At 54.4% G+C, this 15,174-nt stretch carries 14 protein-coding genes; all 14 read left to right on the top strand.

Going from position 1 to position 15,174, the window contains the following annotated elements:
- Window position 1: 1 nt before the first annotated feature.
- The 14 genes from HNR45_RS06700 to queA all read left to right on the top strand — a co-directional run bounded on the left by HNR45_RS06700 (window position 2) and on the right by queA (window position 15,167).
- Window positions 2-772, top strand: a complete 771-nt coding sequence (locus tag HNR45_RS06700; RefSeq protein WP_159823305.1) for a TatD family hydrolase — start codon at window positions 2-4, stop codon at window positions 770-772.
- A 217-nt stretch (window positions 773-989) separates the two neighbouring features.
- Entirely contained in the window at window positions 990-1,985 is a 996-nt protein-coding gene (locus tag HNR45_RS06695) for an ABC transporter substrate-binding protein (protein WP_159823304.1), read from the top strand.
- Window positions 1,986-2,007: 22 nt separating this feature from the next.
- Window positions 2,008-2,886 carry an ABC transporter permease gene (locus HNR45_RS06690; RefSeq protein ID WP_159823303.1) on the top strand — a complete coding sequence of 293 codons (879 nt, stop codon included), beginning with the start codon at window positions 2,008-2,010 and terminating at the stop codon, window positions 2,884-2,886.
- Window positions 2,886-3,674 (top strand): ABC transporter ATP-binding protein, encoded by a 789-nt coding sequence (locus tag HNR45_RS06685; RefSeq protein WP_159823302.1) that lies wholly within the window; start codon window positions 2,886-2,888, stop codon window positions 3,672-3,674. Before HNR45_RS06690 ends, HNR45_RS06685 begins: the two co-directional genes overlap by 1 nt.
- Before the next feature lie 132 nt (window positions 3,675-3,806).
- Complete coding sequence (locus HNR45_RS07380) at window positions 3,807-5,336, top strand: DUF3825 domain-containing protein (protein ID WP_159823301.1); 1,530 nt, start codon at window positions 3,807-3,809, stop codon at window positions 5,334-5,336.
- Between the two features lie 326 nt (window positions 5,337-5,662).
- The gene (locus HNR45_RS06675) at window positions 5,663-7,093 is read left to right on the top strand and encodes a putative porin (protein ID WP_371712925.1); all 1,431 of its coding nucleotides are present in this window, start codon (window positions 5,663-5,665) and stop codon (window positions 7,091-7,093) included.
- Window positions 7,094-7,373: 280 nt separating this feature from the next.
- A complete protein-coding gene (locus tag HNR45_RS06670; RefSeq protein ID WP_184327590.1) occupies window positions 7,374-8,891 on the top strand; it encodes a putative porin in 1,518 nt (505 codons plus the stop codon).
- A gap of 265 nt (window positions 8,892-9,156) precedes the next feature.
- Window positions 9,157-10,290, top strand: coding sequence for a peptidoglycan-binding protein (locus tag HNR45_RS06665; RefSeq protein ID WP_159823299.1), 1,134 nt, complete (start codon window positions 9,157-9,159; stop codon window positions 10,288-10,290).
- A 148-nt stretch (window positions 10,291-10,438) separates the two neighbouring features.
- Window positions 10,439-10,936, top strand: coding sequence for a crossover junction endodeoxyribonuclease RuvC (gene ruvC / locus HNR45_RS06660; protein WP_159823298.1), 498 nt, complete (start codon window positions 10,439-10,441; stop codon window positions 10,934-10,936).
- Window positions 10,933-11,541 carry a Holliday junction branch migration protein RuvA gene (gene ruvA, locus HNR45_RS06655; RefSeq protein ID WP_034440841.1) on the top strand — a complete coding sequence of 203 codons (609 nt, stop codon included), beginning with the start codon at window positions 10,933-10,935 and terminating at the stop codon, window positions 11,539-11,541. The genes ruvC and ruvA overlap by 4 nt, the downstream gene beginning before the upstream one ends.
- 2 nt (window positions 11,542-11,543) lie before the next feature.
- Complete coding sequence (ruvB, locus tag HNR45_RS06650) at window positions 11,544-12,581, top strand: Holliday junction branch migration DNA helicase RuvB (protein ID WP_371712923.1); 1,038 nt, start codon at window positions 11,544-11,546, stop codon at window positions 12,579-12,581.
- Complete coding sequence (locus HNR45_RS06645) at window positions 12,574-12,780, top strand: DUF2905 domain-containing protein (RefSeq protein ID WP_159823296.1); 207 nt, start codon at window positions 12,574-12,576, stop codon at window positions 12,778-12,780. The genes ruvB and HNR45_RS06645 overlap by 8 nt, the downstream gene beginning before the upstream one ends.
- A 3-nt stretch (window positions 12,781-12,783) precedes the next feature.
- The gene (locus tag HNR45_RS06640; protein ID WP_159823295.1) at window positions 12,784-14,136 is read left to right on the top strand and encodes a SpoIID/LytB domain-containing protein; all 1,353 of its coding nucleotides are present in this window, start codon (window positions 12,784-12,786) and stop codon (window positions 14,134-14,136) included.
- A gap of 14 nt (window positions 14,137-14,150) precedes the next feature.
- The gene (gene queA / locus HNR45_RS06635; protein WP_159823294.1) at window positions 14,151-15,167 is read left to right on the top strand and encodes a tRNA preQ1(34) S-adenosylmethionine ribosyltransferase-isomerase QueA; all 1,017 of its coding nucleotides are present in this window, start codon (window positions 14,151-14,153) and stop codon (window positions 15,165-15,167) included.
- The last annotated feature ends 7 nt before the right edge of the window (window positions 15,168-15,174 follow it).

Raw genomic sequence — 15,174 nt, 5'->3', positions numbered from 1 at the left:
AATGCTGTTCGATACGCATGCCCATCTTTACGATGACAAATTTCAGTACGATCGCGAGGAAATGATCGCCGACGTATTGAAAACGGTCGAGCATGTGGTCATTCCTGCCGAAGACAGGAAAACCGGCGCGCAAGCGTTGGCGCTGGCGGAACAATACCCCGCGTTTTACTGCGCGGTGGGCGTGCATCCGCACTTGGCCGCGGCGATGACGGAAGAAGATTTCGCGCAAATCAAAACATGGGCGCAAACGGAGAAAAAAGTAGTCGCCATCGGTGAGATCGGTCTCGATTACTACTACGACAACAGTCCGCGGGACATTCAGCAGGAGGTTTTTCGCCGCTTTGTGAAATTGGGAATCGAGCTGGACTTGCCGATCATCATTCACGATCGCGACGCGCACGGCGACACCCTGCGGATTTTGCAGGAAGAGGCGCATCCTCGTCTGCGCGGCATTTTGCACTGTTACAGCGGCAGTTATGAAATGGCCGCCGAATTATTGAAACTGGGCTTTTACATTTCCTTTTCAGGTACCGTGGTGTTCCCGAAAAGCACGAAATTAAAAGATGTGGCGCGACGTCTGCCGCTCGATCGTCTGTTGATCGAAACGGACAGTCCCTATCTCACGCCGCCGCCCTTCCGCGGTCGGCGCAACGATCCGACGCGCGTGTACTACGTCGCGGAAGAACTCGCCCGTTTGCATGATATGCCGGTCGAAGAAATGATCGAAATCACTTCTCGCAACGCGAAAACGATTTACCGCATCAACGATTAAAGAACCCCTTCGCGGGTTCTTTTTTTATTTGGACAAACTTTCGTGAACGAATTTTTGCGGAAAACACGCTATTAAATGCTGGACTTTTTTCATTATTTCTTGTACAATTTGTTCAACTATCTTTTGACAGATAGCGCATGGCAGCATAAGCAGGATGGTAGCATGGTAGAATGGGAAAATGGCAGTATTCGTAGCAGAGTAGCAGGGAAGGATGAGAATGATGGGAAAAAACCGTCTCAAAAAGGCAGCATGGGTAGGATTGGCAGGCATAGTATTGTGCGGCGCGCTCGCAGGATGTGGAGCGACCGTCGAACATAAACAAAGCGGTACACCGTATTCGGTCGGATTGGTGCAGATTGTGCAGCATCCGGCGCTCGATGAAGCGGCTCGCGGCATTGCTGACGGCATGACGCAGGCGGGGCTGAAAGAGGGCACTGACTATACGCTGGAGAGCCAAAACGCTCAAGGCGATCAGTCTAACTTGGATACGATTGTGCGGCATTTTTTATTTAGCAAAAAACAATTAATTTACGCGGTGGCCACGCCGGCGGCGCAAGCGGTAGCGAACGCCACAAATGAAATACCGGTGGTGGCGACGGCGGTGACAGATTTCGCGGCGGCGGGACTTGTCAAAGACGAGTCGCGACCGCAAACGAATGTGACCGGCACCAGCGACCGCACTGACTTGAAAGCGCAATTAGATCTGATGCGGAAATTGACGCCGCAGGTTAAAACATTGGGCGTCATCTATAACGCGGGCGAGGTCAACTCCGAATTGCAGGTGCAGGCATTAGAGCCGGCGGCGCAAGCGCTGGGCATGACCGTGAAAAAATTTACGGTGGCGTCGGTGAACGACATCCCGCAGACCGCGTACCAAATGACGGGCGAAGTCGACGCGGTATACGTGCCGACGGATAATGTGGTCGCGTCCGCGTTACCGGCGTTGATCGCGGTGACGAATGAAAAAAACATTCCCGTTTACGGCGCCGAGATCGCGCACGTGAAAAACGGCGCGCTGGCGTCGGTTTCCGTAGATTACTACAAGCTCGGCTTACGGGCGGGCATGATGGGCGCGCAGATTCTCAAGGGCGAAGCGAAACCGGAAAGCATGGCGATTGAAACGCAAACGGAACTCGTTCCCGTGCTGAACCGCGCGCAGGCGGAATTATTGGGCATTACCGTGCCGACGGATATCGGTTTCACGGAAGTATAGGAACGCGGGAAGGAGAACGAAGTTGAGTTTACTCATAGCCACTTTGGCGCAGGGGTTGATTTGGTCGCTCCTGGCGCTCGGCGTATTTTTGACATTTCGGGTATTGGACATCGCCGACCTTTCCGTGGAGGGAACGTTTCCTCTCGGCGCGGCGGTCGCGGCGATGTGGATCGCGGGCGGCGGCTCTCCCTGGACGGCGCTGCTCTTGTCACTCGCGGCGGGCGCCGCGGCGGGCACGGTCACCGCGCTCTTGCATACGAAACTGAAAATCCCCGCGCTCTTGGCCGGTATTTTAACGATGATCGCGCTTTACTCCGTGAATTTGCATGTCATGGGGAAAGCGAATATTTCTTTATTGCGCGCGCGCACGGTGTTTACTGACTTGAACGGCAGCTTCGCACCGCCGATGTGGACGCCCTTTCTGACCGGACTCGCGTTGGCGGGCGGTTTCGGCTTGCTGTTGTATTGGTTTTTCGGCACCGAACTCGGCACGGCGATTCGCGCGACGGGCAATAATCCGCGCATGATTCGCGCGCTCGGCGTCAATACGGATGGCATGATTGTGTTGGGTATGTTATTGAGCAACGCGTTGGTCGCGCTCTGCGGCGCTTTCGTCGCGCAGAGTCAGGGCTTCGCCGACGTCGGCATGGGCATCGGCACCATCGTGATCGGTCTGGCGGCCGTCATCATCGGTGAAGTGCTCTTCGGTCGGTCCAGTTTTAAAAACAGTCTTTGCTCCGTTGTTTTGGGTTCGATTATGTATCGCATCGTGATCGCGGTCGTCTTGTACATGGGCATGCCGCCGAACGATTTGAAACTGTTTACCGCTGTTTTGGTGGCGTTGGCGTTGGCCTTGCCGTTGGTACAAAAACAATGGTCGGCCGGGAAGCGAGGTGTCTGATGCTTCATGTGACGAACCTCAAAAAAACATTTTTCCCCGGCTCGGTCAATGCGAAAGTCGCGTTAGACGGCTGCGATTTGCATTTAGAACCCGGCGACTTCTGCACGATGATCGGCGGCAACGGCGCGGGCAAATCGACGCTTTTGAACGCGATCGCCGGCGTGTTTCCTGTCGATGCCGGACAAATCATCATTGACGGTCGCGATGTGACCGCCTGTTCGGAACACCGGCGCGCGCGCTACATCGGCCGCGTGTTTCAAGACCCGTTGCAGGGCACGGCGGGCGGCATGATGGTGGAAGAAAATTTGATACTCGCGGCGAAACGAGGCTTGCCGCTGTCTCTGCGCTGGGCGTTCAGCAATGACAAGCGGGAGCATTATCGCGAACTTTTGGCGACGCTGGGCTTAGGCTTGGAAGATCGTCTGTTCACGCGCATGGAACTTTTATCGGGCGGACAACGCCAGGCTATTACCTTATTGATGGCGACCTTGCAACGACCGAAACTCTTGCTTTTGGATGAACCGACCGCCGCGTTGGATCCGAAAACGGCGGCGAAAGTATTGGCGCTCACCGACCGCATCGTGCGGGAGCATCAACTCACCACGCTGATGATCACCCACAATATGCGCGACGCCTTGCGGCTGGGCAATCGCCTGATCATGATGCATCAGGGACGCATTATTTGGGACGTGAAAGGCGCGGAGAAAGAGAGCCTTACCGTCACCGACGTATTGGAACAATTTGAAGAAACCGCGGCCTCGTTCAGTGACAGCATGGTCTTGGCATAAAAAGAGCGTCGATCGACGCTTTTTTTGTCACGTCATTATTTTTCGGCGACGGTCGCGCGATATCGCATGCTTAGTAAAAACCGCGGCCCGTATGCTATAATAAACGGGTATACACAGATAAGGAGGTGTCCTGTGGCAGGAATTAAAAACAAAGCCTGTGTTCCCTCCACCAGTTGGAATCGTTTGCGCAAGCTCTACGGTAACGAAAAAATAGACTATTATAATTTACTCGAAGAAAGTTACCTCAGCGCTCGCAAAAACGGCACCCTCACGGAACGGAAGGATGAGGAAGTCGCGTACCTGCTGAATCGTCCCAGCGTCACCGGCAAGACGGTCGCGGTTCGTTACGTTCCCAACGCCGACTCCTATCGCGCGAAAAATCCGCAGTGGATTTGGTATTTAAGCGAAATTAAGGAAATGGAACCGGCGGCGACAGGCGAAGTCAAAAAGGAACGGCGCAAACTCGTACGCTCGAAAAACGGCAAACTCGCCAAAACGTTGACGCCCACCACGCAACGTGTCATTCAAGTCCCGCCGGACAAACCGGCGAAGGTCAACCGCCCGACAGAAACACCATCGGTGCGGCAAAATAACACCGTGCAAGCGGCGGAAGGTAACGGAGCGGCGAAGAAAATAGCGAAAAACAACTCGGTGAAAACGGCGCATCGCATTGTCGACGCGTTGCCGCCGGAAATCGCGGGCCATACCGCCGGCGGTGAAGAGGTCGGTCCGAACGTCGCGTTGCGGCAATTCGCCTGGCTCGGCGCGGAAGTTGAGTTTTATAACGACTTATATAAGATGATGAAGAGCGAGCCATGGTATTTTTCGAACGACACTCACAATGCCAGCTTGGCGAGCTATATAAACTATACTTTCTATCGTTTGCAAACCGAGCAAAAAATCGTTTACTCCCTGGATAACCAATACGCCGCTTTTAACACCGGTCTTGTCGACAATCGGGATAACGAGATCTACGCCTTATTCGCGCGTGAACCCGGTTACCGTCAGGAATGGGTCTATCGCGCGTTCTGCATTCGCGGCACGGGCGACGGTAAAATCCTCAGCGAGAAATTCATCGAGTTTCCGGAGAAAGCGGACTACGCGCTCGATCCGCGCTTGCAGCAGATCGGCCGCGATACGGAGCTGGATGTCGATTTTCAACATATCGTGATCGCCAACGCGGGCCGTTTGCCCGAAGAAACATTGATTGACGAAAGCGACCGCGAGACCAAATCGCCGCTGAAAAATATCCTCGTGCAGCGTCGTCGCTTGCAAGAGCAGGGCGACCGCGAAGGCGTCGCGCAGCAAAACTATAAACTCGGCACGTTGGTAGCCGAGCATGAAGAATGGCAAAATCGCCTGCTCGACCGCTTGGAAGAGCATGTGAAAGTCGCGCGCGACCGCGTGGATCAAAATCCCGCCATCGCCATTCCCGTCTATTATCCCGGCAAAAACACGATGAGCGTCATCCTTCCCTTGTATCGTTTCCGCGATGATGACATCGCTTACGGCGCGCTGGTCGTAGGTATTACGCCGGCGGGAAATTATCAGGCGCACACGCTGTTGACGCCGAAAATGGCGTACGTTGACGCGCGTATCGTGCGACCGATCGATAGCCTTTGGCTGATGAAAGCCTATCTCGCCGCGAATGAAGAAAACTAAAACACATTTTAATTTAGCCTCTCATCTTGTCACGAGACGAGAGGCTTTTTCTTTGCGCCGCGCGGCGGATCGGGCTAAATATTAAAAAATGAGCGTAAAAATAGAAATTGACATTGGTACTAGAATAGAATTAAAAGTTTTCAAAACGGCTAAAAACCATTGTAAATCGCTTGATTTCGCGTTTTCCAAATGGTACGATGTAAACACAGTAAGCGAGACGACAGACGCTGCTGGCAGAGTTGAGGGTAGAGGAAACCAGGTCACTCGCACCGCGACACTCTGAAAACTTTCTGTCGAAATTTTGAACTCAAAGGAGAGTGTCAATTATGATGAACAAAAAATTGGCAACAGTATTGGCAGCTGCTTGCGTCCTCGGCGCAACGACAGCATTCGCGGCCCCGAATCCGTTCTCGGATGTAACTCCGAACGACTGGGCGTACCAGGCAGTATCCCAACTCGCCGCTGAAGGCGTAGTCGAAGGATACCCGGATGGAGAATTCAAAGGTCAGCAGAACATCACCCGTTATGAAATGGCGCAGATGGTCGCTCGCGCGATGGTCAAACAGGACCAGTTGAACGCGGAACAACAGGCGCAACTGAACCGTTTGGCTGACGAATTCGCGAACGAACTGAACAGCCTTGGCGTACGCGTTTCCAACTTGGAAAACCGCGTCGGCAACGTAAAAGTGACCGGTGACGCTCGTGTTCGTTGGACGGACGACGGCATAAAAGATGAGGATCACTTCGATATGCGTGCTCGCCTCCAATTTAACGCGAAAGTAGCGGACAAGACCAAAGTAACCGCTCGCATTACCTCGGGTAACTTCGGTTTTGACAGCGACAACGAAGATCCGGACTTGGATCTCGACCGCTTGTATCTTGACCATGAACTGACCGACGGTCTGCACCTGACCGCGGGTCGTTACGGCGAAACATTCGGCGCAACCGGCTACTGGTACGATGACGCTTTCGATGGCGTACGTCTCCAATACAAAGCGACCGATGAAGTAACCGCTTCCGTCGGCTACGGCTACGCGAAAGAAATGAACCTGAACGTAGCTCCGCAAGTTGTAGAGATGAAAGCTGATTTGAAAGCGGCGCAAAATGCGTTGGCGCAGGCGCAAAAAGAATATGACGCGGCTGTCGCATCCGGTGATCAATACGCCATTTATGAAACCAACATGATGTTGGGTGTTCGTACGCATGATGTAGAACTTGCTCAGGAAGCATTAGACAAGGCGTTTAATGGCGAAAACGATCTGGAAAGTCCGGAAATGACCTACGGTACTTTGGGCTACAACGGCAGCAACTTCCGCGTGCTCGGCACCTACATCGCTCCGAACGGCAGCAAAGTGGACGCGGCCGGCTTGGATGACATCTGGGGCGCGGGCGCGATTGTCGGTCTGAACGAAGACTTCTCGCTCTCCGGCGACTACTTCAACGTCGGTTACAAAGATCATGACGATGCTGACTTCTGGAACGCTCGCGTTGATTTCGGTCACGCGGACCTGAAGAAACCGGGCAGCTTCAACATCTTCGTTGACTATGTTGACGCGGAACAGGGATCGTACTTCGGCGGCACGGGTTCGCTCCGCACGGGCAAATACCTGAACAACACCGAATCCTGGGGCGCGGGCTTCGGCGTAGTCGTAGCTGAAAACGTCAAACTCGAAGGTCTCCGCACGTTCAGCGCGGAAACCAAAGACGGCGCTGACCTCGACGACCTCACGAAAGTACAATTGTCCTACAAGTTCTGATCGGAACAAAGCAATCCAAAAAGATGGCGGTTTTCCGCCATCTTTTTTTGCGCGAAAAATGAAACGCATTGGACAATGAGAAAATCTGTCTCATCAAAATACAAATGAAATAAAATTTCTTCATTACGTATTTGCATTTTAAATTTAATGGTGTTACAATGACTTCAGTATATAGTCACGGCAACTGTGTACCGAAGAGCGAAAGGTAGAGGAAACAAGGTCACTCGTACCATGACGCTCCGATTATTTTGCCGACATTTTGCAAAGGAGAGTGTCAATTATGAACAAAAAATTGGCAACAGTATTGGCAGCTGCTTGCGTCCTCGGCGCAACGACAGCATTCGCGGCCCCGAATCCGTTCTCGGATGTAACTCCGAACGACTGGGCGTACCAGGCAGTATCCCAACTCGCCGCTGAAGGCGTAGTCGAAGGATACCCGGACGGAGAATTCAAAGGCCAGCAGAACATCACCCGCTATGAAATGGCGCAGATGGTCGCTCGCGCGATGGTAAAACAGGATCAGTTGAACGCGGAACAACAGGCGCAACTGAACCGTTTGGCTGACGAATTCGCGAACGAACTGAACAGCCTTGGCGTACGCGTTTCCAACTTGGAAAACCGCGTCGGCAACGTAAAAGTGACCGGTGACGCTCGTGTTCGTTGGACGGACGACGGCATAAAAGATGAGGATCACTTCGATATGCGTGCTCGCCTCCAATTTAACGCGAAAGTAGCGGACAAGACCAAAGTAACCGCTCGCATTACCTCGGGCAACTTCGGTTTTGACAGCGACAAAGAAGATCCGGATTTGGATCTCGACCGCTTGTATATTGACCATGAATTGACCGATGGTCTGCACCTGACCGCTGGCCGTTACGGTGAAACATTCGGCGCGACCGGCTACTGGTACGATGACGCTTTCGACGGCGTTCGTCTCCAATACAAAGCGACCGATGAAGTAACCGCTTCCGTCGGCTACGGCTACGCGAAAGAAATGAACCTGAACACGTTTAAACAATTTGAAGAATACCAACGGTTAACTGCAGAGTATAAAGACCTCAAAAATCCGGAAGAAACGCTGAAAGGATTCAAAGCTGACTTGAAAGCAGCTCAAGAAGTAAAAGACGCAGCGCAAAAAGAATATGACGCAGCTGTCAAATCCGGTGATCAATACGCCATTTATGAAACCAACATGATGTTGGGTGTTCGTACGCACGATGTAGCTCTTGCACAAGAAAAAGTCAATGATCTGACCAGATATCAAGCATTGAAAGCTATGAATTTGGGTGAAGTTAAAGACTTGAAGAGCCCGGAAATGACCTATGCCACTTTGGGTTACAACGGCAGCAACTTCCGCGTACTCGGCACCTACATCGCTCCGAACGGCGACAAAGTTGACGCGGCCGGCTTGGATGACATCTGGGGCGCGGGCGCGATCTTCGGTCTGAACGAAGACTTCTCGCTCTCCGGCGACTACTTCAACGTCGGTTACAAAGATCGTGACGACGCTGAATTCTGGACCGCTCGCGTTGACTTCGGTCATCTGAACCTGAAGAAACCGGGCAGCTTCAACATCTTCGTTGACTATGTTGACGCGGAACCGGGTTCCTACCTCGGCGGCACGGGTGCTCTCCGTACTTCGAGCTACCTGAACAACACCGAATCCTGGGGCGCAGGTTTCGGCGTAGTCGTTGCTGAAAACGTCAAACTCGAAGGTCTCCGCACATTCAGCGCGGAAACCAAAGACGGCGCTGACCTCGACGACCTCACCAAAGTACAATTGTCCTACAAATTCTAATTTGGTGATTATAAAAAGATGGCGGTTTTCCGCCATCTTTTTTTGTTGCCGAAATTGCCGTGGAAGATGGCGCGGCACATCACAGCATGCCGTTTCACGATGGCGCGCCGTCTGTCAATCTCCGTTCGCGTTGGCATGTTGACGTCATGCCTTTTTTTACTATTTTCAACAGACGAAACTATAGGACAAAAAGAGATCATGCCGGCATAGTTTTGACAGAAAATTGACGCGCATAGTAAAATAGTAAAAGTTAGGTGGTGACGAATTGAGACGAATCATAGCAGGACTTGTTTTCTGTCTTTGCCTTTGCGGCGCGAGCACCGCGGCGTGGGCGATGCAAAAAGGCGACGCGGGAGACGCGGTGCAGAGTTTGCAAGAGGCCTTGATCGAAGAAGGTTACCTCGCGCGGGAAGCCGACGGCGTGTTCGGCTCGACGACGGAAAAAGCGTTGCGCTTATACCAACGCGATCAGGGACTTCCCGTTACCGGTCAAGCCGATGAAACGATATTGACGCGCTTGGCGGAGACGGACGCCCCGCGCGACGGTGGCGGCATTTTGTACGCTCCCGGCAATTTGGGCGGAGATATTGTCACTTTGCAGCAATTGTTCGCCGCGGAAGGGTATGAGGTCGGCGCGCCCGACGGCGTGTACGGAGAGCAACTTACCAAAGCGGTGCAAACGTTTCAGCGGGAGCACGGCTTGGAAGTGATCGGCGCGATCGATGAAAAAACCTGGTCATTACTCACGCGCGGACGAGATATCGCCATCTCGCGCGGCGCGGTGAAAGGCATGCGGGCGCGCGCGACAAACGCGAAACCCGCGGCGAAACGCAGTCGCGACAAGGCGCAAACGGTGAAAAAATCGTCTCGCTCCGCCGGTAAAATCGGTTTACAGCAGGGCGACTCGGGTAAACATGTGCGACTTTTGCAAAGTCGTTTAGTGCAAAACGGTTACGATGTCGGGATCATCGACGCGGCGTTCGGCGGCGCGACGCGAAGCGCGTTGCAGGATTGGCAAAAGCATCACGGCGTAACGGCGAACGGCGTCGCGGACGAATTTTTCTGGAACGAATCGGCGAAACCGGCGCCCGCGCCGTCAAAATATTTACATAAATGGACGATGCACGCGTCGGCGTATTCTTCGCAAGACGGCGGCACGGGATCGCACACGGCGCGCGGCAGTTTGCTTTCGCGCGGGCATGTCGCGGTGGATCCGAGCTTGATTCCGCTGGGCTCGTTGGTGTATGTGGAAGGCTACGGCTACGCGTTGGCGGATGATATCGGCGGCGCGATTCGAGGCAAGACCATTGATGTCGCGATGGAGTCGTATGATGAGGCGATACAGTGGGGACGGCGCGACGTCATGGTGTATTTAATTAAAAAAGGGCACGGAAAATAAAAAAGAGAGTCGTCTGCGGACGGCTCTTTTTCATTTTTCATTTTCCGCGTTATTTTTAAGTGAAACGCGGCGGCGCGCGCCGATTCGCGACCGTTTGAAAAGAACGGGTATGCTATAATAAAAGAAATATGGATAAAGGTGTGAAATCATGCGTGTTTTAGGGATTGATCCGGGAACGGCGATCTGCGGTTTCGGCGTCGTGGAGCGCAACGGCAGTCGGTTGCAGGTCATCGACTACGGTGTGCTGACAACGCCGGCGCATACGCCGATGCCCGATCGTCTGACGACTCTCTACCACGGCCTTGTCGACTTGATTGAAAAATATCAGCCGGAACGCGTGGGCGTGGAAGAGTTGTTTTTTAATAAAAATGTGACGACGGCGATTACGGTGGCGCAAGCGCGCGGCGTGATTTTGCTGGCGGCGCGACTGGCGGGGTTGCCGGTTTCGGAATACACGCCCTTGCAGGTGAAGCAGGGGATCGTGGGTTACGGGCGCGCGACCAAGCATCAAATGATTGTGATGACGATGCGTTTGCTCGGCATTCGTGAAAAAATTTCACCGGATGACGCGGCGGACGCGCTCGCGATCGCGATTTGCACATTATTACAGGAACGACAGGCGGAACGCTGGGGGATGCCCAAATGATCGGTTATTTACATGGAAAAATTACGCGTCTGGAGCTGGACTGGTGTTTATTGGATGTCGGCGGCATCGGGTATCGCTTGCGCCTTCCCGCCTCCACGCGCGAGGCGGTAGGGCTCGGTGAGACGGTGACGCTGTATACCTATTTGCAGGTGCGTGAAGACGCGTTGTCGCTGTACGGATTCGCGAGCGAAGCGGAATATGATTTATTTACCTTGCTGATTACGGTGTCGGGCGTCGGACCGAAAGTCGCCATCGGCATTGTTTCCGCGATCGCGCCGGAGGCTTTTTTTGAAGCGATTCGGATTCGCAATAAAGCGGTGCTGATGAAGTTGCCGGGCATCGGTAAAAAATCGGCGGAACGTCTGGTGTTGGAATTGAAAGACAAAGTACCCGCGGCGTCGGGCGCGTCAGTGGATTGGCCGGAAGACGTCGCGACGGCGCAAAGCGCGACGGGACCGGTGGCGGAAACGGTGCAGGCGCTGGTGGGTCTCGGTTATACGGAGCAGGAAGTGCGCGGCGCGGCGGAAAAGCTGGCGGCGCAGTACCCGCAAACGGACCGCTTGCTGCGCGCGGTGTTGGCGCAACTCGGTAAAGAAAGAGGATAATGATGGCAGACGAACGAATTATCGCGCGTGAGGAAACGTCGGGCGACGGTTGGCAACAGTCGTTGCGACCGCGGCACTTGGCCGATTATATCGGACAGGAAACGCTCAAGCGCAATTTGGAAGTATATATCGCCGCGGCGAAGCAGCGCGGCGAACCTTTGGATCACGTGCTTTTATACGGTCCGCCGGGGCTCGGCAAAACGACGCTGGCGGGCGTGATCGCCAACGAAATGGATGTGCCGCTCAGGATCACGAGCGGTCCGGCGATTGAACGTCCCGGCGATTTAGCGGCGTTGCTGACGAATTTGGAAACCGGCGACGTACTATTTATTGATGAAATTCATCGCCTTTCCCGCAGCGTGGAAGAGATTTTATATCCGGCGCTGGAAGATTTCGCGTTGGATATTTTGATCGGTAAAGGTCCGGGCGCGAAATCGGTTCGCATTGATTTGCCGCCGTTCACGCTGGTGGGCGCGACGACGCGCGCGGGAGCGTTGGCGGCGCCGTTGCGCGATCGTTTCGGCGTCATTCATCGCTTGGAATACTACCAACCCGCGGAAATTGAAAAAATCATTACGCGCTCGGCGCAATTATTGGGGATTGAAATGGCGCCGGAAGGAGCGTCGGAGATCGCCCGCCGTTCGCGCGGCACGCCGCGTATCGCGAATCGCCTGCTGAAACGCGTGCGCGATTTCGCGCAGGTAAAGGCGGACGGCGTCATCACGTCAGAGATTGCCGATTTGGCGCTGGCGGCGATGGAAGTCGATCATGCCGGTTTGGACGCGATTGACCGCAAGGTTCTCGCGACGATTATTCGTCAGTTCGGCGGCGGGCCGGTCGGGCTTGACACCATCGCGGCCGCGGTGAGTGAGGAAACGGCGACGATCGAAGATGTGTACGAACCGTACCTGATGCAAAACGGATTTTTGCATCGCACACCGCGCGGTCGCGTGGCGACGGCGGCGGCGTACGCGCATCTGGGGATCGCGATGCCGCGGCAGACGTCGGACGGCGATTTGTTTGAGGCGCGTCATGGGTAAAATGCTGATGATCCTCGGCGCCGTGTTGCTTCTGGTCGGCGCATATATGCATTTCGGCGGTCACTTTTTACCGCTGGGCAAATTGCCCGGAGATATTTCCTTTACGAAAGGCAATACTACATTTTTTTTTCCGCTCGGAACATCGATTTTGCTTTCGATCGTTCTGACGCTTGTCTTGCAGTTATTTACAAGGCGGTGAATTATGGTTCGATGGCAGCAATGCTGCGCCGTTATTTTGACGGGGGCGCTTCTTTTGGGCACGGCGGCGACCGTGGACGCGGCGGGCGTAAAAGGTTCGCCGGGCGCGCGTTCGCGTACGCAAAGCACGCGCGTGGTGAAAGGCGTGCCGGTGAAAAAGTCGGCGAAAGTGAAGATGGGACGTTACGAGGCGCCAACGTCTCCTCGGGCAGAAACGAAAGACAAACGGGGCGATCTCCGACAAGTCTTACCGATCACGGAAAATGAACCGGTCGTGTTGGTCGGTCTGATGCGCAACGCCCACTCGCCGAAAGTGAGCATCAACGGCGCGTACACGGTGTATAACGGCACGCAAAAATGGAAAACATTCAGCAAGGGCGACACCTTGCGTATCGGCGTAAGCGCGAAATCCATTACGCTCGACGGCAAAAAAGTCGGCGAAACGGTGTATATCCGACCGGAAGGCTTCGCGTTGGTCGCGGTGGACGGTAACGAATACCGCGGCGCGCTGAAATTGATTCGGACGCCGGGACATGACGGCGTGACGGTGATCAACGAAGTCGGCATGGAAGAATATCTCTACGGCGTCGTGCCGCGTGAAATGTCGGCGTCGTGGGAGCCGAACGCGTTGCGGGCGCAAGCGGTGGCGGCGCGCACGTACGCGCTCAATCATAAAAATAATTACGCGTCGCAAGGGTTTGATGTTTACGACACCATCGTTTCGCAAGTGTACGGTGGCGTCGCGGCGGAAGCTCCGGAATCCACGCAGGCCGTCAATGATACGGCGGGCGAAGTGATTTTGTACAAAGGCGAACCGATTGACGCGGTATTTTGCGCGCATTCGGGCGGCTACACGGAAGACAGTGAAAATGTCTGGGACAATTTCGTGCCCTACTTGCGCGCGGTGAGTGAACCGCTGAACGATTTCACCAAACAACGCTGGGAAAAAGAAATTTCGCTCGCTGATTTGGAGCGCGCGCTGGCGGCGTACGGTCATGATGTCGGCAAGATTAAGAATATTAAATTGTCCAAGCTGAAAAAAGCGCCGGTGAAAGCGTTTGACCGAACCGTTTCGGGACGCGTTCGCACCTTGCAGATTGCCGGTAAAAAACAGGCGGTGGCGATCAGCGGCAACCGCTTTCAGCAGATGTTCGACTTGCGCAGCACGATGTTCGATATTGTCAAAGGCAGTACGAAGGATCGCTTGAAAATCATCGGTTACGGGTATGGCCACGGCGTCGGCATGTCCCAATGGGGCGCGCAGATCATGGCGCAGCAAAAGCCGCGTGATCCGCATCATTATCGGAATATTTTACGACACTTCTATACGGGTGTCACCATTGAAAAAATGTATTGAAACGAAGGTCAGATATGAACGTCAGTGAATTTAATTATGATTTGCCGGAGGAACTGATCGCCCAGACTCCGGTCGAGCCGCGTGACACGTCGCGACTGCTCACGTTGGATCGTCAAACGGGTGCTACGAAACAGGGAACATTTCGGGATATTTTAGCAGACGTGCGCCCCGATGACGTGTGGGTCTTTAATAATACGCGCGTCATTCCGGCGCGACTTTACGGTAAACGGCCGACGGGCGGCAGGGTGGAAGTTCTGCTGTTGCATCCGCTGGGCGAAGACCGTTGGGAAGTGTTGGTGCGGCCGGGCAAAAAAGCGTTGCCGGGCACGGCGCTTACCTTTGATGCCGGCGTGACGGCGACGGTGGAAGATCGCACGGAGTTTGGCGGACGCGTTTTGAAGTTCACCTATGACGGCGATTTTTATGAACGCTTGGACAAAATCGGCGAAATGCCGTTGCCGCCGTACATTCACGAGCGCTTGCAAGATCGGGAACGGTACCAGACCGTGTACAGCAAAACGCCGGGTTCGGCGGCGGCGCCGACGGCGGGATTGCATTTCACGCCGGAAGTAATGCAAGAAATCGCCGCGCGCGGCGCGACCGTCTGCTACGTCACGCTGGATGTCGGACTGGGCACGTTTCGTCCGGTTTCGGTGGCAGAGATCGAAGCGCATCACATGCATTCGGAAACATATAACGTGAGTGAGGAAACGGCGCGGCTGATCAATGAGGCGAAATGCGCCGGACGGCGGATCGTCGCGGTCGGCACGACGTCGGTGCGCACGCTGGAGTCAGCGGGGCAAAGCGGCGTTGTGAAAGCGGGCCGCGACGCGACGGAACTTTTTATTTATCCGGGATACGAGTTCAAAATTGTGGACGCGATGGTGACTAATTTCCATTTGCCGCAGTCGACGCTTTTGATGATGATTTCCGCGTTCGCCGGTAAAGACCATGTGCTCGCCGCTTATCGGGAAGCGGTCGCGGCGAAGTATCGGTTCTTCAGCTTCGGCGACGCGATGTGGATACGGTAGGTGGAAT

The sequence above is a fragment of the Negativicoccus succinicivorans genome (assembly GCF_014207605.1).
Taxonomy (GTDB): Bacteria; Bacillota; Negativicutes; order Veillonellales; family Negativicoccaceae; genus Negativicoccus; species Negativicoccus succinicivorans.
This window is presented reverse-complemented; position numbering and strand designations above follow the sequence as displayed.